Genomic DNA, 24,820 nt, shown 5'->3' with positions numbered 1-24,820 from the left:
GCCTCCCGCCCTCGACGAGGCGCTCTGCGGACTCCGCCGCTGGTCACGGCGTGACCCCTATGGCCTTCTGCTCAGGCGCGCCCACGGCGGAGCCGGTAGATTCACGACTTGGTAAAGATCATCGGAGTGACCTGTCCCTTGCCCGTCAAGGGGCGGAAGGATCCGCCCCACAGGACCGTGATCTGTGATCACCCGCCGCCCAGGCGGTCAGCCACCCCAGGGGGAGCCCCCACGTGAACAGAAGAAAAGCGACCATCGGCGCAGCGGGCGCCGGTGCCCTCATAGCCGGCCTCATCGTGGTTCCGTCCGCCCTCGCGGACGGCGCCGGCCAGGACGGCTCCGGCAGCGCCGAGGCGCGCGGCGTGAAGGCCGCTGCCGCCCACGCCGCCAAGGCAGGCGTCGACTGGAAGACCTGCCCGAAGGATTGGGGATTCGACAAGCCCATCCAGTGCGGCTACGTCACCGTCCCCGTCGACTACGCCAAGCCCGACGGCCGCACCATCAAGATCGCCGTGAACCGTGTGAAGAGCACCGGGACGAAGGACGAACGCCAGGGATCCCTCGTCTACAACCCCGGAGGCCCGGGCGGTTCGGGCATGCGCTTCCCCGCCCGCGTCGTCGACGGGAACCCGCTGTGGACGAAGGCGGCGAAGGCCTACGACTTCGTCGGCTTCGACCCCCGCGGCGTCGGGCACTCCGCGCCCATCTCCTGCATGGACCCCCAGGAGTTCGTCAAGGCGCCCAAGGCCGACCCGGTTCCGGACGACGAGGCGGACAAGACGGCCCAGCGCAAGCTGGCCAAGGAGTACGCGGACGGCTGCAAGGAGCGCAGCGGCGGCCTCCTGCCGCACATGACGACGCCCAACACCGCCCGCGACCTGGACGTCGTGCGCGCCGCGCTCGGCGACAAGAAGCTGAACTTCCTGGGCGTCTCCTACGGCACCTACCTCGGCGCGGTCTACAGCACCCTCTTCCCGGACCACGTGCGGCGGATGGTCGTCGACAGCGTGGTGAACCCCTCGCGCGACCAGATCTGGTACCAGAACAACCTGGACCAGGACGTGGCCTTCCAGATGCGCTGGGACGACTGGAAGAAGTGGGTCGCCGAGCACGACGCGACCTACGGCATCGGCGACACCCCCGCCAAGGTCGAGAAGCAGTGGGAGAAGCTGCGCGCCGCCGCGAAGAAGGAGCCCGTCGGCGGCGTCGTCGGCCCTGCGGAGCTGCTCGACTTCTTCACGAGCGCCCCGTACTACGACCAGGCGTGGGCAGAGGTCGCCGGCGTGTGGTCTGCCTACCTCAAGGGTGACGAGAAGGCCCTGGTCGAGGCCGCCGGACCGGACATGGCCGACAAGGCCGGCAACAAGCAGTCGGAGAACGGCAACGCCGTCTACACCTCGGTGGAGTGCACGGACGCCAAGTGGCCCACCAGCTGGGAGAAGTGGGACAAGGACAACTCCGAGCTGCACGAGAAGTACCCGTTCCTCACCTGGTCCAACGCCTGGCTCAACCTGCCCTGCGCCACGTGGCCCGTGAAGCAGCAGGAGGCGCTGGAGATCGGCGGCGGCAAGGGGCTTCCGCCCGTCCTCATCACGCAGGCCGAGCGCGACGCGGCCACCCCGTACGGCGGCGCCGTGGAGCTGCAGAAGCGCCTCAAGGGCTCGCGTCTGATCACGGAGAAGGACGCCGGCTCGCACGGCATCACCAACGTCGAGAACGAGTGCATCAACAAGCGCGTCGACGCGTACCTCCTCAAGGGCACCGTCGACAAGAAGGACGTCACCTGCGGCCCGCACACCACCCCGGAACCGGAGCAGGCGCCCGCGAAGGCCGAGGCGGAAGCCCGGGCCCAGCTGCCCGCGCTGCCGTGAGCTGACGCCACGTGACCGCTGAGGCGGTGCACCCGCACCGCCTGACGCGCGCATAGGGGGCGGCCGGACCTTCCGGCCGCCCCCTTCGCGTGCCCGGCCCCTTGTCCGGTGGGGACGTCGAAGTCCGCACCTCAGCGCGGAAGTTGCGACGGCTCAGTCTGCCCGGCCCCAGTGCCGGCTCCCGGCTGTGGGTGAGCCGGGGCGGCAGCCGCGGGCGCTGCGTGACGACGTGGCGCAGGTCCGGGGTCAGGTCAGCGGGGTACCGGCCAGGACCCGTCGGAGGACGCTCCAGGAGAGGTCGGACTCCGTGGCGAAGGAGTGTTGGCGCTTGTCGTCCTCGCCGATGTAGTTGAAGGCGTCGCGGGAGTGGCTCGCGCTGTCGGACGACTCGACGGCCGTCTCGCCCGGATTGAGGTAGACGTGGAAGCTGGCGCCGAAGTCGGAGCTCGCGTTCATGTAGCCCGGGCCGGTGGTGCCTCCGCCGCCGTCCATCGGGCAGTAGACCCGATGGACGGCGTAGTTGTCCCTGGAGAGCCAGGCGCACTGTCCCGGGGTGAGGGTGAGCAGCCCTTGCTTGGGAGCGTTCCAGTCGAGGTGTTCGTAGACCATGACGTCGAGCTGGCCGGCGAGGCAGAACACGATGCCGGTGGTCTGGCCGTGGGAGTGGATGGGCGAGTAGTGCTGCGCAGGCCAGATCTCCAGGACCACGGGTGAGCCGATGTCACCCTTCGGGTGGTGCTCGTCGGGGTCAAGGTGGCCGCTCTGCGTGGCCAGGTAGTCGAAGTCGCCCCGGCCGGTGCACGCGACGCGGATGTACGGCGGATGGGTCTGGTCGTGCTTGTACTTCTCCACCAGGATCTCGCGCAGCAGCCCCACCTTGTCGCCGGGCGCGGTGGCAGGGGCGAGGTGCTTGCGCATGGCTTCGACCTCCCACGCCGACAGGCGGAGGTTCTCGGCCTTGCGCGCCAGGTCCATGACGGCGGGTGGGATCATCAGCTGGCGGGCGTACTCGTCGAACGAGGAGGCCTGACCGATCACCAGAGACGGCGCGGCCTTGGCACCCTGCAGGCGGAGCCGTCGTTCCTCTTCTCTGGTGATGTGGAAGGGGTACTTCGGCCCGTCGGACTCGGGCGGGTCGGCGGGGGTCTGGGTGTCGGCCAGGCTCATGGGAGAGCTCCCTCGTGTCTTCCGGCGGGGACGGCGTGGCGTCGTGACTGCGGCAATGAGCGCTCGCAACGGGCTAACGAGTCCGCGTAGGAGCACGTGACGGCGCCTTCCAGCCAACGGTCCGCGCAAGGTGTCCACGCGGCCGGCACCGGGAATCCGGCCGCGATACCGGGCAACCGGCCGGGATGGACGTTTCAGTGACACCGCCCGGAGATGCGCTTGGTGCCCGCCTCGGTGAAAAGCCGCGCATTCGCGGTCGCGGGGCTTTCGTTCCGGTTGCGTCTCCGCTCACAGCGCCGGTCGCTCGGTCGGCGCAAATGTGCCTGCCCCGGCCCGGGTTGCGCGCGCTCACTGACCGCAAGGCGAACGGAACAGCCGGGCGCGCATACCCCTCCCGCGCCGTCTGCGCGTCCGAGTGCGGACGTTGGGGCGCTTCAGGAGGCGCGTGCGCCCCGTACGGCGCTCCGGGGCACCGGACCCCGCAGTGTCCCGGCGGAGGCCCTGTGCGGGACGTTCAGGCCCTGCGGCCCTCCTCGCGCTTCTCCCGCTTGCGCGCAGCCTCGCGCTCCTTGGCCTCCTGCTGCTGCTTGGCCTTCGCCTCCGGGGCGTACAAGTCCACGTACTCCTGGCCCGACAGCTGCAGGATCTCGTGGATGATCTCGTCCGTGACGGCGCGCAGAATCGTACGCTCGCTCTCCATGCCCGCGTAGCGCGAGAAGTCCAGCGGCTTGCCGAAGCGGATCGTCACCCGCCCGATCCTCGGCATCTTCTGCCCCGGCGGCTGCAGTTCGAAGGTCCCGACCATGGCGCAGGGGATGACGGGCACGCCCGCCTGGAGCGCCATGGACGCGACGCCGACGCGGCCCTTGTAGAGCCGCCCGTCGTGGGAGCGGGTCCCTTCCGGGTAGATGCCCAGCAGCTCGTCCTTGCGCAGCACCCCCAGGCCCTCCTCGATGGCGGCCTGCCCGGCGCCCTTCCCGGAGCGGTCCACGGGGATCTGCCCGACGCTGCGGAAGAACGCGGCCGTGAGGCGCCCCTTGATGCCGGGCCCGGTGAAGTACTCGGACTTCGCGAGGAAGGTGATCCTCCGCCGCAGCATGGCGGGCATCAGGAAGTGGTCCGAGACGGAGAGGTGGTTGCCGGCCACGATGGCCGCCCCCTCGTCGGGGATGTTCTCCAGGCCCTCGATCCTGGGCCGGAAGTACAACCGCAGCAGGGGGCCCAGCAGGACGTACTTGAACAAGTTGTAGAACACGCTACGGCCTTCCCCCATGCGTTCCGGTGAGATCGCAGAGTAGTCCCCCGGCGGGCCGGCGGTGGAGGGGGGCCACCCTCGGGCGGGACGTTGTGAGGTTGTGAGGCTTTCGTTCCGCTTTCAGTCCCGCTGTGTGGTCACGACGCCCACGGTCACCAGTCCCAGCACCACCCACGCGAACCACAACCAGCCGCTTCCCCCCAGGGTCACGGTGTATGCGGTCACGAGGACGAGGGCGGACACGGTGCTGACCGTGAGCGCTTTCGACGAGCGGGGCATCGTGTGCGGCGGTCCGGACGGTCCAGGCGTTCGAGGCATAGCGGCACCCTCCTCAGGAGCCCGGCCGGTGACGGGGAATCCCGCACAAAACGGGCCGGGTCACACCCCCATCGTCGCTCCACTGCCGCCCGGAGCGCTACTACCCGGACGTCACTGCTGCTGCCGGGCCTGCAATGAGGCGAGATAGGCGTTGTAGGCCTGCAGTTCCCTGTCGCCGTCCCGGTCCGCCGCACGGTCCTGGCGCCGCGCCTGCCGCTCCTCCGACCTGTGCCACTGGAAGACGAGCGCGATCAGCACCAGCACCGAGGGGATCTCACTGAAGGCCCACGCGATGCCGCCCGCAGCCGTCTGGTCCGACAGCGCGCTCACGCCCAGCGAGGCCGGCGGGTCGGCGTACGTGGCGATCATCGGCTCGGAGGCCATCATCAGCGCGATCCCGAAGAAGGCGTGAAAGGGCATCCCGGAGAACAGCTCCAGCATGCGCATCACGTAACCCGGCCGGTGCGGTCCCGGGTCCACGCCCATGATCGGCCAGAAGAAGACCAGCCCGACGAGGAGGAAGTGCACCATCATCGCCAGGTGCCCCGCCTGCGAACCCATCAGGAAGTCGAAGAGCGGCGTGAAGTACAGCGCGTACAGGCTCGCGATGAACAGGGGGATGGTGAACGCGGGATGGGACACCACCCGCATCCAGCGGCTGTGCAGCAGCGCCGTCAGCAGCTCACGCGGTCCCTTGCGGCCCCGCCCGGCGGCGGGCAGCGCCCTGAGCGCGAGCGTGACCGGCGCGCCCAGCAGCAGGAGGATCGGCGACAGCATGCTGATGATCATGTGCTGCACCATGTGGACGCTGAACAGCACCATCCCGTACTCGTTGAGTCCGGTGCACATCGCCAGCGCCACGGTCAGCACGCCCGCCGTCCACGCGACGGTACGCGCGACGGGCCAGCCGTCGCCCCGGCGGCGCAGCCGCACCACCGCGACCGCGTAGAGCACCAGCCCGAGGAGGCAGCCCGTCAGGAAGAAGGGCTCGCCTGTGAACTCCAGGCCACGGGCGAGTGTGAACGGCGGAAGATCCGCCGGCATGCCGTGCCCGTCGTGGTCCATCCGAAGTCTCCCGCCTTGCGCTGATCCGCCCGCACCAGCGTAGAACGCGCCTCACGGCGGCCCGAGAGCGCCCCTGCCCGTCCCCTCGGGCCCCGCAGGGCGGCCGTGGGAACGGGCAGGGGAGGGGTGTCGGTGCGCCCTCAGGCGGGCTGGAGGGCGGCGGCGATGCGCTCCTTGCGCAGCGCCTCGTACCACTGGTCGTCCACCGGCGGCAGCGCGTTGACGTCCAGTGCCAGCTTGATGAGCATGTCCGCGATCTGCGGGTTGCGGGCGAGCACCGGACCGTGCATGTACGTACCGAAGACCGTGTCGTTCCACGCCCCCTCGGTGCCGTCGCCGGTGCCGTTGCCCTTGCCGAGCCGCACGCGCGCCAGCGGGCGGGCGCCGGAGCCGATGTGCGTGATGCCCTGGTGGTTCTCGAAGCCGGTCAGCTGCGGCAGGCCCAGCCGCTCGTCGACGTCGCCCAGCACGTCCCCGACGCAGCGCTCCGCCTCGCCCCGGGTGCTCACCACGTCCAGCAGGCCGAGGCCCTTCTGCGGTTCGCCCAGGTCGTTCACGAACTCCCGGCCGAGGATCTGGTACCCGGCGCAGACGGAGAAGATGATCGCGCCGTTGTCGACGGCCCGCTGGAGGCCGCCGTCGCGCAGCAGCCGCTCGGCCGCGAGCCGCTGGGGCCGGTCCTCGCCGCCGCCGATCAGGTAGATGTCGGCCGAGGTGGGCACCTGCTCGTCGGAGCGGACGTCCGTGCGCTGCACCGCGAGCCCGCGCTGCTGCGCGCGCCGCTCCACCACCAGCGCGTTGCCCTGGTCGCCGTAGGTGCTCAGAAGGTCCGGGTAGACCCACACCACCCGCAGGCCCCTGTCACTCATGCTGCCAACTCCTCGGGTCGATGGGTCAGTTGCCGACGACGCGGCGCAGGTCCTGGAAAGCGGTGTAGTTGGCGATGGCCTCGATACGGCCGGGCGGACAGGCCCGTACCGCCGCCACCGCGTTGTCGCACACCTGGAAGTCGACTCCGGCGACCTCCAGACGCACCGCCAGGTCGAGTTTGCGGTCGCCGATGACGCAGATGGGGTGCCCGGCGAGCTTCGAGTAGTCCACGTCCCACAGCCAGGAGGTGTCCGTGCCGTCGGCGCCGCGGGCGTTGACGGAGAGGATCACCGGGGCCGGGGGCGCGTCGATGAGGGAGAACGTCTCCAGCCAGCCGGCGGGGTTCTTCGCGAGCAGCAGCCGCACCTCCCGCTCCTGGAAGGTCACGACGTCGTAGCGTCCGGCCACGGCCGTGACGGCGTGCATGCGCTCCAGCGCCGTCTGCGGAGGGACGCCGAACGCGGCGGCCACCGCCGCCGACGTGGCGGCGTTCGCCTTGTTGGCGCGCCCCGGCAGCTGCAGCTTGATCGGCCACGCCGACCCGTGCGGGTCGAGCACCTCGTCGCCGGAGAGCGCCCAGCTCGGGGTGGGGCGGCGGAATCCGCACTCTCCGCAGAACCAGTCGTCTCCCGGGCGCTGCATCACGCCGCCGCAGGCGGGGCATGACCAGGCGTCGTCCTTCCACTCCTGCCCGGCGGCCACCCACACGACGTTCGGCGAGGACGAGGCCGCCCAGACGACGAGGGGGTCGTCGGCGTTGGCGATGATCACGGCCTTGGAGCCGGAGAGCCCTTCCCGCCAGCGCTCGGCCAGCATCCGGGTCTCGGCCGCGCGGTCCAGCTGGTCGCGCGAGAGGTTCAGCAGCGCGATGGCCTTGGGCGTCACGTCCCGCGCGACGGTGGCGAGGTACTTCTCGTCGACCTCGATCACGCCGTACTGGGCCTCGCTGCCGCCCGCCAGCGCGGAGGTGATCCCCGCGGGCATGTTCGCGCCCAGCGCGTTGGAGACCACGCCGCCGTTGGCGCGCAGCGCCTCCGCGATCAGACGCGTCGTGGTCGTCTTCCCGTTGGTCGCCGACACCAGGACGATGTCCAGGTGATGGGCCACCTCGGCGAGCAGGTCCGGGTCGAGCCTGAGCGCCACCTTGCCGCCGATCACCGATCCGCTTCCGCGTCCCGCTGCCCGCGACACCGCGGCCGCTGCCCTGCCGGCCGTCACGGCGAGCTTCGCGCGCGCGGACAGCGGCTCTGGGTTGCCTGCCATCGTCCTGCTCCTCCTTGCCCCTCGGTCCGGGAGCAGCCTATCGAGGTCCGGGGCCGCGCCCGAACCGCCTCACCCGGTGCGCACCGCCGCGCGGCCCGCGCCAGCCGTCCGGCTCCGCGCCGGACGGGCCGCCCGGCGCGTGCGCCGGGCCCGTACCGCCCGTCACAGACCGGGCGCGCCCCGCCTGTCCTCGACCATGGAGAGGCTGCCCCACAGCAGGTCGGAGAGCTGGCTGACCAATTGCTCGCGGCTGCAAGGGCGTTCACGCAGCCACCAGTCACCGGCCGCGTACGCCATCCCGACGACGCCGTGCCCCCACACCCTCGCGCGCTCCTCGCCGCCGGGGCCGAGTTCGAGGCGCTCCTCTATGACCTTGCCGAGCTCCTCGCCGAGCCGCCGCAGCAGCGGCGCTGAGTGCTGGCCCGCCTCGAAGCCCGGCTCGCCGCTGGTGCCGCCTTCGGAGGGGTGCATCAGGAAGCGGTAGACCTGGGGCCGCGCCTCGATGGCCGCGAGGTAGGTGTCCAGGGTGGCCTCGACCCGGCGGCGCCGCTCCGCGGGTGCGTCCAGGGCGCTGCGCAGCGCGCTCACGAGAGCGTCCGTGTGCCGCACGGCGAGCGCGCTGTAGAGGCCCTCCTTGTCGCCGAAGTGGCGGTAGAGGATCGGTTTGGTGATGCCCGCCTCGGCGGCGATGGCGTTCATCGACGCGCCGGGCCCCTCGCGCAGCACCACGCGGTCGGCGGCCTCCAGCAGTTCTCTGCGGCGGCGCTCCGCTGCGCTGCGCTGGTCGGTCTGCTGTGTGGTCTCCATGGCGCCTCCCACCCCGTACCGTTCCGGCTGCCTCAGGCGAAACGTAACACCGCGTAATGCGGAAGGCCGGAGGCGGCCGGGAGTTGACATTGCTACCGGCCAGTAACAGACTGACTATTACCATAGGTAACTTAGCCGATCGGAAGGACGTCCAATGGCCGACCCCGCATTCGCACTCGATCTCAACGAGGACCAGAAGGAGATCCGTGACTGGATACACGGATTCGCCGCGGATGTGATCCGGCCGGCCGCCGCCGAATGGGACGAACGCGAAGAGACCCCGTGGCCCGTCATCCAGGAGGCGGCCAAGATCGGACTCTACTCCCTCGACTTCTACGCGCAGCAGTTCTTCGACCCGACGGGCCTCGGCGTCGCGATGACGATGGAGGAGCTCTTCTGGGGCGACGCGGGCATCGCGCTGTCCATCGTGGGCACCGGCCTCGCGGCGGTGGGCGTGCTCGCCAACGGCACCGAGGAGCAGATCGGCACCTGGGTCCCGCAGATGTACGGTGACGTCAACGACGTGCAGGTCGCCGCGTTCTGCTCCTCCGAGCCCGACGCCGGATCGGACGTCTCGGCGATGCGCACCCGCGCCGTGTACGACGAGGCCAAGGACGAATGGGTCCTCAACGGCACGAAGACCTGGGCCACCAACGGCGGCATCGCGAACATCCACGTCGTCGTCGCCGTCGTCGACCCCGAACTGGGCTCCAAGGGGCACGCGTCCTTCATCGTCCCGCCCGGCACCCCCGGCCTCGCCCAGGGCCAGAAGTTCAAGAAGCACGGCATCCGCGCCTCGCACACGGCCGAGGTCGTGCTGGAGGACGTGAGGATTCCCGGCAGCTGCCTGCTGGGCGGCAAGGAGAAGCTGGACGAGCGTCTCGCGCGCGCACGCCAGAAGGCCAAGAGCGGCGAGCGCGTGAAGAACGCGGCGATGGCGACCTTCGAGGCGTCCCGGCCCGCCGTGGGCGCCCAGGCCGTCGGTATCGCGCGCGCCGCGTACGAGGTCGCTCTCGACTACGCCAAGGAGCGCGAGCAGTTCGGGCGCCCCATCATCGACAACCAGGGCGTCGCCTTCCAGTTGGCCGACATGCGCACCAGCATCGACGCCGCCCGCCTCCTGGTGTGGCGTGCCTCGTGGATGGCCGCGGCGGGCAAGAAGTTCGACGCCGCCGAGGGCTCGATGTCCAAGCTCTACGCAGGTGAGACGGCGAAGAAGGTCACCGCGCAGGCCATGCAGATCCTGGGCGGCAACGGCTTCACCCGCGAATACCCCGTGGAGCGGATGCACCGCGACGCCGCGATCTACACGATCTTCGAGGGGACGAGCGAGATCCAGCGCCTCGTCATCGCCCGGACGCTGTCCGGCATGCCGATCCGCTGACACGCGCACCCCGTAGGACGCGCAGAGCGACAACCGCCAGGAGCAGGGCCCTCGGTCACCGGCCGGGGGCCTGTGCGTGAAGAGGCATCGGAAGGAGCCGATCTCAGTCGGTCTCCCAACCGCCTCCCGTTTCGTTCGCGGCGAAGTCGGTAGGAAGGTGCTGGACTCCCGCCTCACCTGCGGATGCTCCAAGGGGGCGGCGCGCCGAAGGCAGCGCGTCGTCCAGGGCGTCGAGCCGGACGGGCCCGTCAGTCCCAGGAGTTGAAGAGCGTCGCTCCCAGGGTCTCCGGCTGCCAGCGCTTCATCTGCTCGTGCTCCGTGGGAGACAGGGCAGTCGTGTCCGCTTCGGCAACCGGTGACAGGAGCAGCGACGCACCCAGGACGGTGAAGCCGAGATCACCGAGGATGCTCGCCCACGTCGGGGGGTCCCGGAACTCGTCGGTGTACCGGTGGTGCCTGCCGTCCACGAAGGCGATCAGCGGGTACTGGGCGTGGAAGAGCCCTACGTGTGTGCGGTATCGGACGGTGACCGAGCCGCGGTGGAAATTCTGCGGGTACAGCTGCTCCGTGAAATCCCCGACCCAACCGCCGGCGACCCGGCCGGTGGCGTACCAGGCGGCGCGGCATGACCTCGGATCGGTCTCCGGCACAGGCGGATCGCGGAGGTCGCGGAATCCCGTCGATCCCCGCTCGAGGCGGAAGACCTCCTCCGAGCCTTCCACCGCCCACACCCCGTCCCGAACAGCCATGAGTTCGACGCCGCGAACCTACGGTCACCCGACTTCGGCGGCAACGCCCGGCCTCCGCGGGGGAGCAGATTCCGCGTCCGTCGCCCTGCTCGGCGTCGCGCTGCTGCTCGCACCGTGGGAGTGGCGTGACCGGATCCTGTTCGGCGCGGTGCTCGCCTTCGTCAGCCCGTCCCGGTCATCGCCCGTATCACCTCGGCGCTCTACGGCCTGCTGCTGGTCGTGGGCGACAGCAAGCGCCAACTCGCCGAGAGGGTCGAGGACTTGAGCCGCACCCGGTCCGGGGCCGTCGACGCTCACGACTCGGACCTGCGCGGGGTCGAACGGGACCTCCACGACGGAACCCAGGCCCAGTTGGTCTCCCTCGCGACGCGACTCGGCCTGGCGTTCACCGCGACGACCGTGACGAAGACCCGCCGCGGCCGCCCGGAGAGCCAGCGGCGCGGCGTCCCCCTGAGGCCGCGGCCGCCCCGGTCCTCGTACGTGACGTCCAGAAACTGCTCGGACATGCCCCGCATCCTCCCGCGGGCGGCCCCTCCGCCTCGCGGGGCGAGCCTCGCAGCCCCTCCATGAGGATTCGATGAGTACTGCGGCCGCGCCCGCCGGACCGGAACCGCCGGGGAACGTCAGCCGCCCGGTCATCCGGCCTTGTCGGCGCGCATCAGCTTCCTGAGGTAGGCACGGGACCAGCCGGTGATGCGGGAGACGGCGGCCTGACCGTCGCGGTCGGCGCCGCGCAGTGCCACGGCGGCTTCCGTACGCAGGTCGCTTCGGGCCGCTTCCAGGGCCTCTTCCGCTTCGCGGCATCGCTGGGCCGCCAGTTCGAGCTTCGCGGTATCCATGGCGAACGCCTTCCACCAGCTCGGCGCAGCATGTGCGCACCCGAGCACTCGCCGCGAGAGCCTTTCGCCTGCCCCGCGGGGCGCGGCGGTGCGACAGTGGAGAGCAGAGCAGGCAGCGCATATCACCGCCACGCCCCGGAGGTCGTCACGCCATGTCACTCACCCTCGGCGGCGGGCCGCTCGCGTCGCGGTCACCGGCCACCGTCAACTACAGCATCGACGGCCCGGCGCACCGGCTGCTGTGGCAGCCCTTCCCGCGCCGGGTACGGGCACTGCTCTCCGGGGAGAAAGTCCTGGACAGCGACAACGCCAAGCTCCTGCACGAGAGCAATCTGCTGCCGCAGGTGTACGTCCCGGCCTCGGACGTACGGCCCGAGCTGCTGGAGGAAAGCCTCCACACCACCCACTGCCCCTTCAAGGGCGACGCCCGCTACTGGAGCGTCAGGGTGGGGGAGCGGCTGGCCGAGAACGCCGTGTGGGGCTACCCCGAGCCGCTCCCCGGCGTCGAGTGGCTCCGCGGCCACGTCGCCGTCTACTGGGCGTCGATGGACACCTGGTACGACGAGGACGAGGAGGCCGTCGGCCACATCCGCGACCCGTACCACCGTGTCGACGTACGGCCCACCAGCCGGCACGTGGTGGTCGAGGCGGCCGGACGCCAGGTCGCGGAGAGCAGGCGCGCCATGCTGCTGTCGGAGACCGGCCTGCCCAACCGCTACTACCTTCCGCAGAGCGACGTCCGCGGGGAACTGCTCGAACTGAGCGCCACACGCACGCACTGCCCGTACAAGGGACAGGCCTCCTACCTGACGGTGCGCGACGGCGCCACCGCCATCGAGGACGCCGCCTGGTGCTACGAGAAGCCGCTGGACGAGGCCCGGCGCATCGCACGCCATCTGTGCTTCCTCGCCGACGGCGTGCAGACGTTCGTCGACGGCGAGCCGCTGGCCTGAGCCCCGGAACCGGCGGGGGCCCCGTCCCGCCCTGCCCCGCGCCCCGCCGCGGGTCCTTGGCCGATCCGGGGCCGGCGGGCGTCCGGCGGGCCGATAATGCGGGAATGGGTCAGGTATACGAACACATCAGCGACGGGGTGCGCGCCTTCATCGAGAAGCAGCACGTCTTCTTCGTCGCCACCGCCCCGCTCGCCGCCGACGGCCACGTGAACCTCTCACCGAAGGGGCTCGCGGGGTCCTTCGCGGTCCTCGACGACCGCACCGTCGCCTACCTCGATCTCGGCGGCAGCGGCGCGGAGACCGTCGCGCACCTGCGGGAGAACGGGCGCGTGACGCTGATGTGGTGCGCGTTCGAGGGCCCGCCCCGGATCCTGCGCATCCACGGCCGCGGGACCCCCGTCTTCCGCGACGACCCGCGCTGGGCGCGGCTGCTGCCGCACTTCGGGGAGGAGATGCGGGCCCGCACGGACCTGCGTGCCGTCATCACGGTCGAGGCCGAGAGGATCAGCGACACCTGCGGTTTCGCGGTGCCCTTCATGGAGCACCAGGGGGAGCGCCCCCTGCACACGCAGCGGTTCGCCCGCGAGACCGCCGACTCCTTCGCCGCCTACTGCGAGACGAAGGAGCACGTCGGGGTCAGCCTCGACGGTCTCCCCGGCCTGCCCCTGCCCCTCCCGCCGCGCACATTCTGACGGCGGGCAGAATTGCCACCGCCGAAACGCGTTCCGTACTCCGGACCAGTCCACCCCCGGGAGCATCCGCATGAGCACCACCGCACACATCGGCGTCACCGGCCTCGCCGTGATGGGCCGCAACCTCGCCCGGAACTTCGCCCGCAACGGGTACACGGTCGCGGTGCACAACCGCACGGCCACCAGGACCCGCGACCTGGTGCGTGACTTCGGAGACGAGGGGAGCTTCGTCGCCGCCGAGACGGCGGAGGAGTTCGTCGCCGCGCTGGAGCGGCCGCGCCGCCTGATCATCATGGTCAAGGCCGGGGCGCCCACGGACGCCGTGATCGACGAGTTCGCCGCGCTGCTCGAACCCGGCGACGTCATCATCGACGGAGGCAACGCCCACTACGCCGACACCCGCCGCCGCGAGGCCGACCTGCGCGAGCGGGGCCTGCACTTCGTCGGCGCGGGCATCTCCGGGGGCGAGGAGGGAGCGCTGCACGGCCCGAGCATCATGCCGGGCGGCTCCGCCGAGGCGTACGAGTCGCTGCGTCCCATGCTCGAGAGCATCGCCGCCAAGGCCGAGGACGGCACCCCCTGCACGACGCACGTCGGCCCCGACGGCGCGGGCCACTTCGTGAAGATGGTGCACAACGGCATCGAGTACGCCGACATGCAGCTCATCGGCGAGGCCTACCACCTGCTGCGGGACGTCGCCGGTTTCAGCCCCGCACGCGTGGCCGAGACCTTCCGGCAGTGGAACACCGGGCGCCTGGACTCGTACCTCATCGAGATCACCGCGGAGGTCCTGTCCCACACCGACGCGGAGACGGGCAAGCCCTTCGTCGACGTCGTCGCCGACCAGGCCGAGCAGAAGGGCACCGGCCGCTGGACCGTGCAGACGGCGCTCGACCTGGGGGTGCCGGTCTCCGGCATCGCCGAGGCCGTCTTCGCCCGCTCCCTGTCGGGCCACACCGACCTGCGCTCGGCGAGCGGACACCTGCCCGGCCCGGCGGCCTCGCCCCTCGCGCCGGAGGAGGCCGAGCGCTTCGCGGAGAAGGTGGAGCAGGCCCTGTACGCCTCGAAGATCACGTCGTACGCGCAGGGCTGGAACATGATCCGCAGCGGCAGCGACGAGTTCGGCTGGGGCATCGACCCCGGCGCGGTCGGGGCCATCTGGCGCGCGGGGTGCATCATCCGGGCCGCGTTCCTGGACCGCATCCGCTCCGCGTTCGCCGCCCGTCCGGACCTGCCGACGCTGCTCGCCGACGATCACTTCGGCAAGGAGATCGGCGAGGCCCAGGCAGACTGGCGCTCGGTGGTGGCGACCGCGGTCGGGCACGGCGTCCCGGTGCCCGGGTTCTCCGCCGCTCTGGCCTCGTACGACGCCCTGCGCAGCGAGCGGCTCCCCGCGTCCCTGACCCAGGCCCAGCGGGACTTCTTCGGCGCGCACACCTACCGCCGCACGGACCGTGACGGCTCCTTCCACACCCTCTGGGGCGGCGACCGCAGCGAGGTGTCCTCGGACTGACCGCCCTCGCGGCCCGTACCGCTCGGTGCGGCTGCCTCTCCCGTCCCCGGGCCCCCGCCGGCGGCCCTGGGGACGGGGGAGTGGCACCGCGGAGAAAGGGCACCCGGCGCGGGTACGGACATGCCGCTATGCGAGACCGCTGGAGTTTCCATGCCGCAGCAGTCATGCGACGCCGCCACCGGCCGGCGGCCCGACCCGGTCCCACCGAAACCCACGCCGCCGCCGGGTCCCGCCCCCGACCCCGTTCCGGGGCCCACGCCGGCTCCGCCGCCCGGTCCGGCGCCCGACCCGATCCCGCAGCCCCCGTCGCCCGGCCCCGAGCCGGTGCCTCCGGAGCCCGAGCCGCAGCCGGCTCCGCCGCCGTGAGCCGCCCTCCGTCCCGCGGCGGCCAGGGCACAGCCGGCAGCCGGCGGCGCTGAAGCGGCGGGACGGAGACGCGGGTGCGGAGACGCAGCTCGCGGGGACGTCGACGAACGCCGACGACGGCCACGCGAGAATGCCGGGGCCGCGGGTACGGAAGCGGGAAGGGATGCGCTTCCGTACCCGCGGCCCCGGCGGTGCCGGCGGACGGTCAGGCCACCGTCACGAGTCCTGTCCGCCGCCGGCGCGCCGGTCCGGGCGGTTCACAGCTCGACCGCCCAGGCCACGAAGTAGATGAGGAAGAGCAGGACGAGCACGCCGATGATGATCACCGGTGCCTTGGCCCACCCCTTCGGAGGGTTGTGGTGCTCGTCCGGCCCCGCCCCGGCCGTGCTGTCCTCACCCGGCGGGGTCTCGCCGGGCGGTACCTGCCCGCCGGGCTCGAGGCCCGGTGTGTGGCCCGGCTCCTCCGGGTCGGGGTACTTCTCGTCCATGGCGTACGAGTAGGCACGCTGGGGCCGTCTTACACATGCGGGGTGCGAAGTACGGCGTGGGACCCGCGGCTGGCCGCACGCGGCGTCAGCCGCTCAGGCCGGTGACCCGCAGCGTCAGGTTGAGGCGCCCGGAGGCGAGGCCCGTCGCGGGATCGCCGGTGCCTTCGAAGACCCTGGTGACGCCGTGGTACGCGTAGCGCGCCGGACCGCCGAAGACGAGCAGGTCGCCCGACGCCAGCTCGACGTCGGTCCACGGCCGGCCGCGCCCCTCCGTGTTGCCGAAGCGGAAGCGGCAGGTGTCGCCGATGCTCAGTGAGACGACGGGGGCCGCGGACCGCTCGTCCTTGTCCTGGTGCATGCCCATCTTCGCCCGGCCGTCGTAGAAGTTGACCAGGGCGGTGTCCGGGTCGTAGCGCCCGGACGTCCAGCCCTCACCGCACGCGTCCTCGTGCTGCGCGGTCGCGGCCACGGCGCGGCGCCCCAAGTCGGCCAGCCACTCCGGCAGTTCGGCTACGCGGCGGCCGTTCACGTCGTCCGCCGTCCGGGAGTAGCGGTACGGCTGCCAGTGCCAGCCCAGGCACACCGTCCGGACGGACATCACGCCGCCCCGCGGCAGCCTCGTGTGCCGCAACGGCACCGGTCCGCTCGCCCACTCCCGGCAGGCCTTGACCAGGCGCCGCTGCTGTTCGGCACCGAGCCAGCCCGGCACGTGCACGGCGCCGGGGCCGAGGTCCACCGGAGGGCGCGGAAGCAGCGCGTCCATGGCCGGCTCCTTCCGTGACGGATTCGCTGGAAGACGGGCAGCGGAGCGGCGCCGGGGCCGCACCGCGGACTGCCGCCGTCGGGGGCTCCCGGCCGTCATCTCCGAACCCTACGCACCGTTCGAAAAGAGCGCCGAGTGCGGCGTCCGGATGCGGGCAAGAGAAGGGAACACCACGACGGACAAGGGGTGATCATGGAGATCGCAGGCATCATCAGCGCCATCGTGATCGGTACTGTGATCGGTGTACTGGGGCGGCTGATCGTTCCCGGACGGCAGCGCGTCGGCATCCTGCTGACCATCGCCGTGGGCATCGTCGCCGCGCTCGTCGGATCGGCCATCGCCACCTACTTCGGTGTGGGCGACACCAAGAGCGTGGACTGGATCGAGTGGCTCATACAGCTGGCCCTCGCAGCCCTCGGCGTCGCCGCTCTCGACCGCTCCAAGCGCCGCCGCCGCTGAACGGGGCCCTGCCCACGGAGAAGCCGCAGCCGCCTCCTGCCGACCCTTCCGGGTGGCAGGAGGCTTCGCTGTGGGGGCTGCCGCCGTCTGTCCCGTTCTGCCAAGCCCGCCCCACGCTGCTCGAACAGCTCTACGCTGATGCTCACTTGGCCCCCCACAGACCGAGGTATCAGCCCCATGAGCAGCAGACCCCGCCTGGCCGTCGCCGTATCGGCGGCTGCCCTCGTCACGGCAGCCGCAGCGCTGGCAACGCCCCTCTCCGCGCAGGCGGGCTCCGAGGCCGCCGCCGCAACTTACGGCGAGACCACGTCAGTCGGCGTGCACAACGCCTACGAGAAGGACAAGTACGAGTACTTCGCCGACGCACTCGACTCCGGTGCCTCGCTCCTCGAACTCGACGTGTGGACCAACATCGTCGGCAAGGGATGGCGCGTCTCCCACAGCAATCCCACGGGCAACGACAACAACTGCGGCAACGCCGAGTCGGCCGCGGAACTGCGCTCGAACAAGCGCGACCAGGCACTGGACGGCTGCCTGGCCGACATGCGTGCCTGGCACGACGCGAACCCCCAGCACCCGCCCGTGCTCATCAAGGTCGAGATGAAGGACGGCTTCTACGACAAGGCCGACCGCGGCCCCGACGAACTGGACGCCCTGCTGGGGGAGAAGCTGGGCGACGCCCTGCTGCGCCCCGCCGACGTGGTCGGCGACCACGCCACCCTCGACGAGGCCGTGGGCGCCACCGGGTGGCCCGACCGCGACGCCCTCGCCGGCAAATTCGTCATCGAGCTGATTCCCGGCACCCTCGAGGAGAGCAACCCGGCGGACGACCTGTGGACCGACGAGGAGTACGCCACTCACCTCGAGGACCTCGCCGGCAAGGGCACCCTCGCCGAGGCGGGTGCCTTCCCCGCGGTGCACGGCGCCGAGAAGGGCGACCCCCGCACCGAACGCTACGAGGAAGCGCTGCGCCCGTGGTTCGTCCTCTTCGACGGTGACGCCTCGACCTTCACCGGCGGTGAGATCGACACGGCCTGGTACCGGGAGAACGGCTACCTCGTGGTGATGACGGACGCCCACAAGGTCGCCCCGGAGATCGACGGGACCAGCCCCACCGAAGAGGAGGCCGGCGACCGGCTCACCCAACTCGCCGCCTCGCACGCCAGCTTCATCACCTCGGACTGGGCGAAGCTGCCCTCCGTGCTGTCCAAGGTGGTGCCGCGAGGCTGAACACGCCCCGCTCCGGGGCCCGTTCACCCATCCCCGTCCGTCCTTGCGCGCGTCCGGGCATCCGCGCGTCCCGCCGTCCCGGCGCATCGCTCGGCTCCGTCGCGCCGTGCACGGCGCGGCGGGTCACCTGCGCAGCGCGAGGACGTCGTCGACGGTGTCGGCGTCGGCGGCGGTCTTGTCGGTGCGGTAGCGCAGCACCCGCGCGAAGCGGAGCGTCACACCGGCCGGGTAGCGGGTGGAGCGCTGCAGCCCGTCGACGGCGATCTCCGCCACGAGTTCGGGCCGCACCTCCACCCCCCACGGGTGCTCGGCGACGGCGATCGCGCGCAGCTGCTCCGTCTGCCAGGCGAGCAGCTTGTCGGTGAGCCCTTTGAACGTCTTGCCGAGCATGGCGAAGCTTCCGTCGGGGCGCCGGGCCCCCAGGTGCAGGTTCGACAGCATGCCCGTACGTCGCCCGTGGCCCCACTCCGCCGCGAGCACCACCAGGTCGAGGGTGTGCACCGGCTTCACCTTCAGCCACGCGGCGCCGCGCCGCCCCGCGCTGTAGGACGAGTCCAGCCCCTTGACCATGACGCCCTCCTGGCCCTGCTCCAGCACCTCCCGGGCGAACTCCTCGGCCGCGGCGCGCTGTTCGGCGCTCCCGGGATCCTCCAGGACCAGACGGCGCACGCGCAGCTCCTCGGGCACCACCCGGGCCAGCGCCTCGTGCCGCTCCCGTACCGTCAGATCGACCACGTCGCGGCCGTCCACCGACAGCACGTCGAAGAACCGCGGCGTGACCGGAAGCGCCGTCCTGGCCGTCGCCACGTCCAGCTGGGATCCGACCCGTTGCGAGGTCTCCTGGAACGGCCGAGGACGCCCGCGGCCGTCGAGGGCGATCACCTCGCCGTCGAGTACGGCCTGGCGCGCGGCCAAGTCCTGTGCGGCGTCCACGACTTCGGGCAGCCGGCCCGTGATGTCGTCGAGAGTGCGGGTGTAGACGGCGATGCTGTCGCCGTCCTTGTGCACCTGCACCCGGATGCCGTCCAGCTTCTCCTCCACCACGGACGGGCCGAGCTTCGTCAGAGCCTCAAGCACGTTCTTCGCGCTCTGCGCCAGCATCGGCAGCACCGGGCGGCCCGTCTGCAGCTCGAACCGGCCCAGCGCGGAGGGCCCTTCCTCCAGCAGGGCCCGCGCGACGGCGCCGAGGGAGCCGCCGAACATCACCGCGCGCCGCACCCGGTCCGGGGGAGCGCCCACCGCCTCCGCGAGGCCCTCCACGGCGAACGCGTCGAGCGCGCCCTGCCTCAACTCGCCCGTCAGCAGGCGGAAGAGGAAGTCCTGCTCCTCTGCGGTGGCCGCCGACATCAGCGTGCCCAGAAGCCGTGCGCGTTCCGTCTGGGCGCCCTTGCCCCGTACGGTCGCGATCTGCTCCAGCGCCCCGTCAACCGCGGAGACGTCCAACTGCGGCTCGGGAGCGGGCGGGTGGCGCTCGGAGAGGGCACTGACGCCCACACCCGTCCTGCGCTGCGGGAGCCTGCCTGCCAAGTACGTGACGACCAGCGGCACTTCGTCGGGCGAGGCGCGGCGGAACATCCGTGCAAGGATCCCCACCTTCTCCTTGCGGGAGGAGACCGTCGTGATCTCCTGCGACGTACGGGCCACCTCAGCCAGCAGCATGGTTCCATCCTCGCCCGACTCCGCCCGGCGCGCGGCGGCCCCGCCGGAGGGAGAACGGCTCAGCGCGTCTGGTCATGGCGCTGCGGGTCGTGACCCCAGTTCATCAGCGAGAAGCGCCAGGCCGTCTCGCTGACGTCGCCGCGCGGCCGGTGCCGCAGCTGCCGCTCTATGTGGCGGACGGCTCTGCGCATGTGCACGAGATCGTCAGCGGTGAAGTCCGCTCTGCGCCTGCGCAGCAGCCGGACGATGCGTCGCCCCGCGGCGTGCCCGTGACTCTCGCTCTGCCCCTTGTGCCGTCCGACGTGGCGGGATTCGTTGGTGGCGAGCCAGCGCTCCAGCTGTCCCGCCGGCATGTTGACGTACTTCTCGAAGTCCGTGAAGAGCTGTTCCCGCTGGGTGCGCTGTTCGGTCTCGCTCATGAGCTGCGCCCACCTCCCTCGTGAAGGTCCGCTGCGTCGTGGGCGGCGCTGCCGGCGGTCCCCCGCGTCCGGAGCGCCTCCCCCCGCCCCGGCCGGACTGTGGTGGGGCCCCCGGGGCCGCTGACCGCGCGGGTGCTCTCCGCCATCTTGCGGCGGACCCTCCCGACAGCGACGCTTCCCTGGACCCTCCAGGAGCGCCGGCCACCCCTGCCCATCTTCCTGCTCATCGACATGTACATGTGCCTTTCGGGCGCTTTGCGCATTTCGTTCTCCGAGTGCCCTCCTTTCCCTCGGGAATGCCTGCGGCGCCGTCCCGCTGCCGGTGGCGGCCGAGGTGCACGACGCGGCAGCTGCTGAAAAACTCTCCGGAGACCCTTCTTCGCCGTCCGTGACCGCACTCGGTGTGCTCTGCCGGGCCGACCTCTCAGGAAGGAGTCGCCGTGCAGCGCCGACCGAGCGCACACGTGCACGAGGCGAGCCATGACGCCCCTCCCCACGCACTGGGCGCCGATCCCGACCAGGACACCGCCGCAGTCATCGGCACCCTCCTGGAGCGGTACCTCGCCCAGCGGCGCGAAGAGGCCGCCCGCAGCAGCGAGCAGTTCGCGCAGGACGTCATCGACGTGCTCATCGACGTCGTACTCCGCGGCGGCAAGCGCACCCGGCCCGCGTTCCTGTGGTGGGGCTGGCGAGGCTGCGGCGGGGAGTCCCGCGGCACGAACGCCGAGGCCGTGCTGAAGGTGGCGACCGCGCTGGAGCTGCTGCAGGCGTGCGCCGTGATCCACGACGACCTGATGGACGGCTCGCCCTCCCGGCGCGGCGCGCCCGCCGCCCACGTGGCCTTCGCCGACCGGCACCGCGCCGCCGGACTGCGCGGCGACCCCGACGACTTCGGGGCGTACGCCGCCGTCCTTGCCGGTGATCTCGCCCTGGTGTGGGCCCACGACCTCTTCGAGAGCGCCGGCCTGGACGCCAAGGCCCGCAGGGCGGCGGCCCCGGCCTGGCAGGCCATGCGCACCGAGATCATCGCCGGCCAGTACCTGGACCTGTACGGGCAGAGCACCGGCGTGGACTCGCCCGAGGAGTCGCTGCGCGTGGCCTACCTCAAGAGCGGCCTCTACACCGTCGAGCGCCCTCTCCATCTGGGCGCGGCCATCGCGGGAGCCGGCCCCGACCTCATCGCGTCCCTGCGCAGGGCGGGACGCAGCGCGGGCGTCGCCTTCCAGCTGCGCAACGACCTCGTCGGCGTGTTCGGCAGCGACGGCTCCGGTGAACCGTCGGGCGACGACATCAAGGACGGCGCCTCGACGTATCTGACGGCCATCGCCCTGCAGCGCGCCCGCGCCCACAGCAGGCACGAGGCCGAACGCCAGCTGCGCGACGCCATCGGGAACAGGGACCTGGCCCCCGAGGACCTGCGGCGGGTCCGCGACCTCCTCACCCGCCTCGGTGCCGCCGACGCCGTCGAGACCCGTATCGAACAGCTCACCGCCGACGCCCTGACGGTCCTCGAACAGGCCGGACTTCAGGCCCCGGCGCGCGAGCGGCTCCCCGCGCTCGTGCGCCGCATCGTGGAGAAGCGCCCCGCCGGCTAGCCGGTCACGGCTGTCCGCTGCTGCCCGCCTCCTGCGCGGTGTCCTCCCGGGAGGCGGCCGGCGCCGTCGCGTAGAAGGTGTGGACGATGCCTCTCTGCCAGCCGCGAACGGCGGCGCAGCGCACCGACTCGAATCCGGCCGACCGGAGCCGGCGTGCGAAGGCCCCGGCCGTGTCGAAGGCGAGGACGCTGCGCCACAGGTGCCGGTAGAGCCGTCCTCCTCCCGGGCCGAGCGATCCGAGCGGCACGATGACGCCCCGGCACACCGCGGACCACACCGCCCGGTGCACCGCGGCGCCGCTGAGGGTGTACTCGTGGACGGCCAGCCGCCCGCCCGGACTGAGCATCCGCCGCAGGTCGCGGAGTACGACGTCCGGTTCGCTCAGGTTGCGGACCAGGTAGGCGGCGAACACCGCGTCGAACGGCCCGCACACCCCGGCCTCCTCCAGCCCCTCCGCCGGAGCCCGGACGAACGCGACGTCGCCCTGCCACGCCTTGGCCGCGGCCCTCTCCAGCATCCCCGCCGACGCGTCGGCCGCCACGATCCGGGCCTTCGGCGCCACGCCGAGCAACGCCGCCGTGGAGGCACCCGTACCGCACCCCAGGTCCAGGACGCGCATGCCGTCGCCGCCGCGGGCGCGCTGGTCGCCGGTCAGCATCCGCTCGGCCGCGCGCCGCAGGTGGCGGTGGTAGCCGGGGTTCAGCGCGGTCAGGGGGTCGTACGCCCCCGCGGCCCTGTCGAACGCGCGGGTCAGGCCGCTGTCGTGGAGCACAGTCATGACCACACCCTCGCCGCCGCCCGGACGTACCGGGGCGTACGACGCCGCGTCGCGCGCCGCACGGACCGCCTGCGTCCCGAATGGGGTAGGGGCGGACGCCCCGGCAGGCGGCGCGCGGCACGCGGTGGTGGCATGGAGGTGGCCCCCGCCGCGCGGGCGGACAGTCGAGGTGGAGAGGGAGACAGCCGTGTCCAGCAGCGCCCCCAACCCGAAGTACACCGTCCCCGGTATGAGCCAGCAGGACGGCGGCGACGTCATCCAGTTGCTCACGACGCGCCTGCACGCCCTCAACGACCTCGCCCTGACGCTGAAGCACATCCACTGGAACGTGGTCGGCCCGCACTTCATCGCGGTGCACAAGATGCTCGACCCGCAGGTCGACTCGGTGCGCGACATGACCGACACCACCGCCGAGCGCATCTCGACGCTCGGCGGCTCGCCGCACGGCACCCCCGGGGCGATCGTGGAGGGCAGGCACTGGGAGGACTACACGATCGGCAGGGCCGAGGCCATCGAGCATCTCGGCGCTCTGGACCTCGTCTACACGGGGGTCATCGAGGACCACCGCGCGGCCGCCAGGGCCACCGACGAGAGCGACCCGGTCACCCAGGACATGCTCATCGAGCAGCTCCGGGGCCTGGAGCTCTACCAGTGGTTCGTGCGCGCCCACCTGGAGAGCGCGGGCGGTGCGCTGAGCACCAGCAGCGCGAGCTCCGAGCGGGAGGCCGCCTCGCGGGCCAACGAGCAGGCGCGCAGGCAGCCCTGATCGCGGGCCGGTGCGCCGGCCCGCTGCGGGCGTGACCGCTGAGGAGCGGCTGAAAAGGAGTGGACAGGCGCAGGCCGCGCTTTCTACTGTATCGATACAGACTTGATCGATACAGAAGGCAGGCAAGCAAGCCATGGAGCCCCGGACCACGCGAGCGACGCTGCAGACGGTGGCGGACGAGGTGGGCGTCTCACGTACGACCGTCTCCAACGCCTACAGCCGTCCCGACCAGCTCAACAGCGCGCTGCGCGAGCGGATCCTCGAGGCCGCCCGCCGGCTCGGCTACCCCGGTCCTGACGCGGCGGCCCGCTCGCTGCGGCGGGGCAGGGCGGGGGCGATCGGCCTGGTCTTCACCGAGACCCTCTCCTACGCGTTCGCGGACCCGTACTCGGTCGGCTTCCTCCGGGGAGTGGCCGAGGTCGCCGAGTCGTCCGGCACCGGCCTGCTGCTGATCCCGATGCCGCCGGGGACCGACGAGGCGGAGACGGCGATGCGCGACGCCGTGGTGGACGGCTTCTGCCTGTACTGCATGCCGGTTCGGCACCCGGCGAAGAAGGTGATCCAGGCGCGCGGCCTCCCCGTGGTCACCACAGACGAGAACGACGACCCGTCGATACCGCATGTGGGCATCGACGAGCGCGCCTCGGCGCGGCTGGCGGCCGAGCATCTCACCAGGCTGGGGCACCGGCGCGTCGCCGTGATGGTCGACCACGTCGTCGAACCGGGCCGCGCCGGGCGCGCCACCGTCGAGGAGCAGCGTGACTCCGAGTGCGCCGTCCTCCACGGCCGGCTGGGCGGATACCGCGAGGTGCTGGAGGAGGCGGGCGTCGACTGGGCGAACGTGCCCGTCGTGGCGGCGGGCCGCAACTCACGCCCCGCCGCTGCCGCCGCGGCCGCGCACCTCCTCGACGTCGCCGACAGGCCGACAGCCGTACTGGCGACCGGTGATGTGCTCGCGCTGGGCGTGCTCGACGCCTGCGAGCAGCGGGGTCTCGTCCCCGGCAGGGACATCTCGGTCGCGGGCTTCGACGACGTGCCCGAAGCGGCCCGTGCCCGCCTGACGACGGTGCGCCAGCCGATGGGGGAGAAGGGGCGCCGCGCCGCACGGCTCCTTCTCGACCCGCGGGATCCGGGCGAGGCCGTTCCGCGCGTCCAGCTGCCCACCGAACTGGTCGTCCGGGCCACGACCGGTCCCGTACCCCGCTGAACACCGGACGGCCGCTGCCCCGGACAGCTGCCCTGAACACCGGACGGCCCGCCAGTACGGCGGCATCCGCACCGAACGCATCCGCACGCACCCGAACCGACGAACCGGAGGAGAAATCATGTTCCCCGTCGCAGGTCCCATGATCGTGGAGGTCACCAAGAGGCACGCCGGGTCAGCGCTGCCGGACGCGCCGCAGGTCCCGGAGGAGCCGCGCCCGCCCGGGCGGTCCCGGCACACTCTCGCCCGCGCGTTGCGGCGTCTGGCCGACCGGCTGGAGCCGCCGCGCTGCACCGCCGACCACGCGCTGCGGCCGCACCCGCAGTGAACTGCCGGGCGCGTCCGGC

26 protein-coding genes are annotated in these 24,820 nt (G+C 71.9%); 11 read left to right on the top strand and 15 right to left on the bottom strand.

Features of this window, described 5'->3' with window-relative positions; all coding sequences use genetic code 11:
• The first annotated feature begins 233 nt into the window (after window positions 1–233).
• Entirely contained in the window at window positions 234–1,871 is a 1,638-nt protein-coding gene (locus IEY56_RS20780; protein ID WP_189038781.1) for an alpha/beta hydrolase, read from the top strand.
• 246 nt (window positions 1,872–2,117) lie between these two features.
• On the opposite strand, the gene IEY56_RS20775 is transcribed toward IEY56_RS20780, so the two are convergent.
• The 7 genes from IEY56_RS20775 to IEY56_RS20745 all read right to left on the bottom strand — a co-directional run bounded on the left by IEY56_RS20775 (window position 2,118) and on the right by IEY56_RS20745 (window position 8,616).
• On the bottom strand, window positions 2,118–3,038 hold the full coding sequence (locus tag IEY56_RS20775) for a cupin domain-containing protein (protein WP_189038780.1): 921 nt from the start codon (window positions 3,036–3,038) through the stop codon (window positions 2,118–2,120).
• Between the two features lie 514 nt (window positions 3,039–3,552).
• Window positions 3,553–4,293 (bottom strand): lysophospholipid acyltransferase family protein, encoded by a 741-nt coding sequence (locus IEY56_RS20770; RefSeq protein ID WP_189038779.1) that lies wholly within the window; start codon window positions 4,291–4,293, stop codon window positions 3,553–3,555.
• A 120-nt stretch (window positions 4,294–4,413) separates the two neighbouring features.
• Window positions 4,414–4,611, bottom strand: coding sequence for a hypothetical protein (locus tag IEY56_RS20765; protein WP_189038886.1), 198 nt, complete (start codon window positions 4,609–4,611; stop codon window positions 4,414–4,416).
• 111 nt (window positions 4,612–4,722) lie between these two features.
• On the bottom strand, window positions 4,723–5,676 hold the full coding sequence (locus IEY56_RS20760) for a cytochrome c oxidase assembly protein (protein WP_189038778.1): 954 nt from the start codon (window positions 5,674–5,676) through the stop codon (window positions 4,723–4,725).
• Window positions 5,677–5,816: 140 nt separating this feature from the next.
• Complete coding sequence (locus IEY56_RS20755; RefSeq protein WP_189038777.1) at window positions 5,817–6,545, bottom strand: type 1 glutamine amidotransferase; 729 nt, start codon at window positions 6,543–6,545, stop codon at window positions 5,817–5,819.
• 25 nt (window positions 6,546–6,570) lie between these two features.
• Entirely contained in the window at window positions 6,571–7,809 is a 1,239-nt protein-coding gene (locus IEY56_RS20750) for a Mur ligase family protein (RefSeq protein ID WP_189038776.1), read from the bottom strand.
• A gap of 162 nt (window positions 7,810–7,971) precedes the next feature.
• A complete protein-coding gene (locus IEY56_RS20745; RefSeq protein ID WP_189038775.1) occupies window positions 7,972–8,616 on the bottom strand; it encodes a TetR/AcrR family transcriptional regulator in 645 nt (214 codons plus the stop codon).
• Window positions 8,617–8,770: 154 nt separating this feature from the next.
• On the opposite strand from IEY56_RS20745, the gene IEY56_RS20740 reads away from it, so the two are divergent.
• A complete protein-coding gene (locus IEY56_RS20740) occupies window positions 8,771–10,000 on the top strand; it encodes an acyl-CoA dehydrogenase family protein (RefSeq protein ID WP_189038774.1) in 1,230 nt (409 codons plus the stop codon).
• Window positions 10,001–10,248: 248 nt separating this feature from the next.
• Here the strand turns inward: IEY56_RS20740 and IEY56_RS20735 are convergent, their stop codons facing one another.
• From IEY56_RS20735 to IEY56_RS20725, 3 genes are all read right to left on the bottom strand, one after another.
• Window positions 10,249–10,749: a hypothetical protein gene (locus IEY56_RS20735; RefSeq protein WP_189038773.1), complete on the bottom strand. Its 501-nt coding sequence runs from the start codon at window positions 10,747–10,749 to the stop codon at window positions 10,249–10,251.
• Between the two features lie 293 nt (window positions 10,750–11,042).
• The gene (locus IEY56_RS28950) at window positions 11,043–11,255 is read right to left on the bottom strand and encodes a hypothetical protein (protein WP_189038772.1); all 213 of its coding nucleotides are present in this window, start codon (window positions 11,253–11,255) and stop codon (window positions 11,043–11,045) included.
• A 129-nt stretch (window positions 11,256–11,384) separates the two neighbouring features.
• Entirely contained in the window at window positions 11,385–11,588 is a 204-nt protein-coding gene (locus IEY56_RS20725; RefSeq protein ID WP_189038771.1) for a hypothetical protein, read from the bottom strand.
• Window positions 11,589–11,740: 152 nt separating this feature from the next.
• Here IEY56_RS20725 and IEY56_RS20720 point away from each other — a divergent pair, with 152 nt between their 5' ends.
• The 3 genes from IEY56_RS20720 to gnd all read left to right on the top strand — a co-directional run bounded on the left by IEY56_RS20720 (window position 11,741) and on the right by gnd (window position 14,746).
• The gene (locus tag IEY56_RS20720) at window positions 11,741–12,541 is read left to right on the top strand and encodes a DUF427 domain-containing protein (RefSeq protein ID WP_189038770.1); all 801 of its coding nucleotides are present in this window, start codon (window positions 11,741–11,743) and stop codon (window positions 12,539–12,541) included.
• A 104-nt stretch (window positions 12,542–12,645) separates the two neighbouring features.
• Entirely contained in the window at window positions 12,646–13,233 is a 588-nt protein-coding gene (locus IEY56_RS20715; RefSeq protein ID WP_189038769.1) for a pyridoxamine 5'-phosphate oxidase family protein, read from the top strand.
• A 70-nt stretch (window positions 13,234–13,303) separates the two neighbouring features.
• The gene (gene gnd, locus IEY56_RS20710) at window positions 13,304–14,746 is read left to right on the top strand and encodes an NADP-dependent phosphogluconate dehydrogenase (protein WP_189038768.1); all 1,443 of its coding nucleotides are present in this window, start codon (window positions 13,304–13,306) and stop codon (window positions 14,744–14,746) included.
• Between the two features lie 623 nt (window positions 14,747–15,369).
• Here the strand turns inward: gnd and IEY56_RS20705 are convergent.
• Window positions 15,370–15,600, bottom strand: a complete 231-nt coding sequence (locus IEY56_RS20705; RefSeq protein ID WP_189038767.1) for a DUF6480 family protein — start codon at window positions 15,598–15,600, stop codon at window positions 15,370–15,372.
• Window positions 15,601–15,685: 85 nt separating this feature from the next.
• The gene (locus IEY56_RS20700) at window positions 15,686–16,363 is read right to left on the bottom strand and encodes an alpha-ketoglutarate-dependent dioxygenase AlkB family protein (RefSeq protein ID WP_189038766.1); all 678 of its coding nucleotides are present in this window, start codon (window positions 16,361–16,363) and stop codon (window positions 15,686–15,688) included.
• A 192-nt stretch (window positions 16,364–16,555) separates the two neighbouring features.
• Between IEY56_RS20700 and IEY56_RS20695 the strand changes: the two genes are divergently transcribed.
• Both IEY56_RS20695 and IEY56_RS20690 read left to right on the top strand, forming a co-directional pair.
• Entirely contained in the window at window positions 16,556–16,822 is a 267-nt protein-coding gene (locus IEY56_RS20695; RefSeq protein WP_189038765.1) for a GlsB/YeaQ/YmgE family stress response membrane protein, read from the top strand.
• 177 nt (window positions 16,823–16,999) lie between these two features.
• Window positions 17,000–18,052 carry a phosphatidylinositol-specific phospholipase C domain-containing protein gene (locus IEY56_RS20690; protein WP_189038764.1) on the top strand — a complete coding sequence of 351 codons (1,053 nt, stop codon included), beginning with the start codon at window positions 17,000–17,002 and terminating at the stop codon, window positions 18,050–18,052.
• A 123-nt stretch (window positions 18,053–18,175) separates the two neighbouring features.
• Here the strand turns inward: IEY56_RS20690 and IEY56_RS20685 are convergent, their stop codons facing one another.
• Together IEY56_RS20685 and IEY56_RS20680 are read right to left on the bottom strand one after the other, a co-directional pair.
• The gene (locus tag IEY56_RS20685; RefSeq protein WP_189038763.1) at window positions 18,176–19,711 is read right to left on the bottom strand and encodes an ATP-dependent DNA ligase; all 1,536 of its coding nucleotides are present in this window, start codon (window positions 19,709–19,711) and stop codon (window positions 18,176–18,178) included.
• A gap of 59 nt (window positions 19,712–19,770) precedes the next feature.
• On the bottom strand, window positions 19,771–20,130 hold the full coding sequence (locus tag IEY56_RS20680) for a DUF3140 domain-containing protein (RefSeq protein ID WP_189038762.1): 360 nt from the start codon (window positions 20,128–20,130) through the stop codon (window positions 19,771–19,773).
• Between the two features lie 440 nt (window positions 20,131–20,570).
• On the opposite strand from IEY56_RS20680, the gene IEY56_RS20675 reads away from it, so the two are divergent.
• Entirely contained in the window at window positions 20,571–21,725 is a 1,155-nt protein-coding gene (locus tag IEY56_RS20675; RefSeq protein ID WP_189038761.1) for a polyprenyl synthetase family protein, read from the top strand.
• A 4-nt stretch (window positions 21,726–21,729) separates the two neighbouring features.
• Here IEY56_RS20675 and IEY56_RS20670 read toward each other — a convergent pair whose 3' ends face one another.
• Window positions 21,730–22,503 (bottom strand): class I SAM-dependent methyltransferase, encoded by a 774-nt coding sequence (locus IEY56_RS20670; RefSeq protein WP_189038760.1) that lies wholly within the window; start codon window positions 22,501–22,503, stop codon window positions 21,730–21,732.
• 229 nt (window positions 22,504–22,732) lie between these two features.
• Here IEY56_RS20670 and IEY56_RS20665 point away from each other — a divergent pair, with 229 nt between their 5' ends.
• The 3 genes from IEY56_RS20665 to IEY56_RS20655 all read left to right on the top strand — a co-directional run bounded on the left by IEY56_RS20665 (window position 22,733) and on the right by IEY56_RS20655 (window position 24,801).
• A complete protein-coding gene (locus IEY56_RS20665; RefSeq protein ID WP_189038871.1) occupies window positions 22,733–23,269 on the top strand; it encodes a Dps family protein in 537 nt (178 codons plus the stop codon).
• 133 nt (window positions 23,270–23,402) lie between these two features.
• Window positions 23,403–24,476, top strand: a complete 1,074-nt coding sequence (locus IEY56_RS20660) for a LacI family DNA-binding transcriptional regulator (protein WP_189038759.1) — start codon at window positions 23,403–23,405, stop codon at window positions 24,474–24,476.
• Between the two features lie 118 nt (window positions 24,477–24,594).
• Window positions 24,595–24,801 carry a hypothetical protein gene (locus IEY56_RS20655; RefSeq protein WP_189038758.1) on the top strand — a complete coding sequence of 69 codons (207 nt, stop codon included), beginning with the start codon at window positions 24,595–24,597 and terminating at the stop codon, window positions 24,799–24,801.
• The last annotated feature ends 19 nt before the right edge of the window (window positions 24,802–24,820 follow it).

This window comes from Streptomyces daqingensis (assembly GCF_014645895.1).
Lineage (GTDB): Bacteria > Actinomycetota > Actinomycetes > Streptomycetales > Streptomycetaceae > Streptomyces > Streptomyces daqingensis.
Note: the sequence above shows the minus strand (reverse complement) of the source record. Positions and strands in the feature narration are given on the sequence as shown.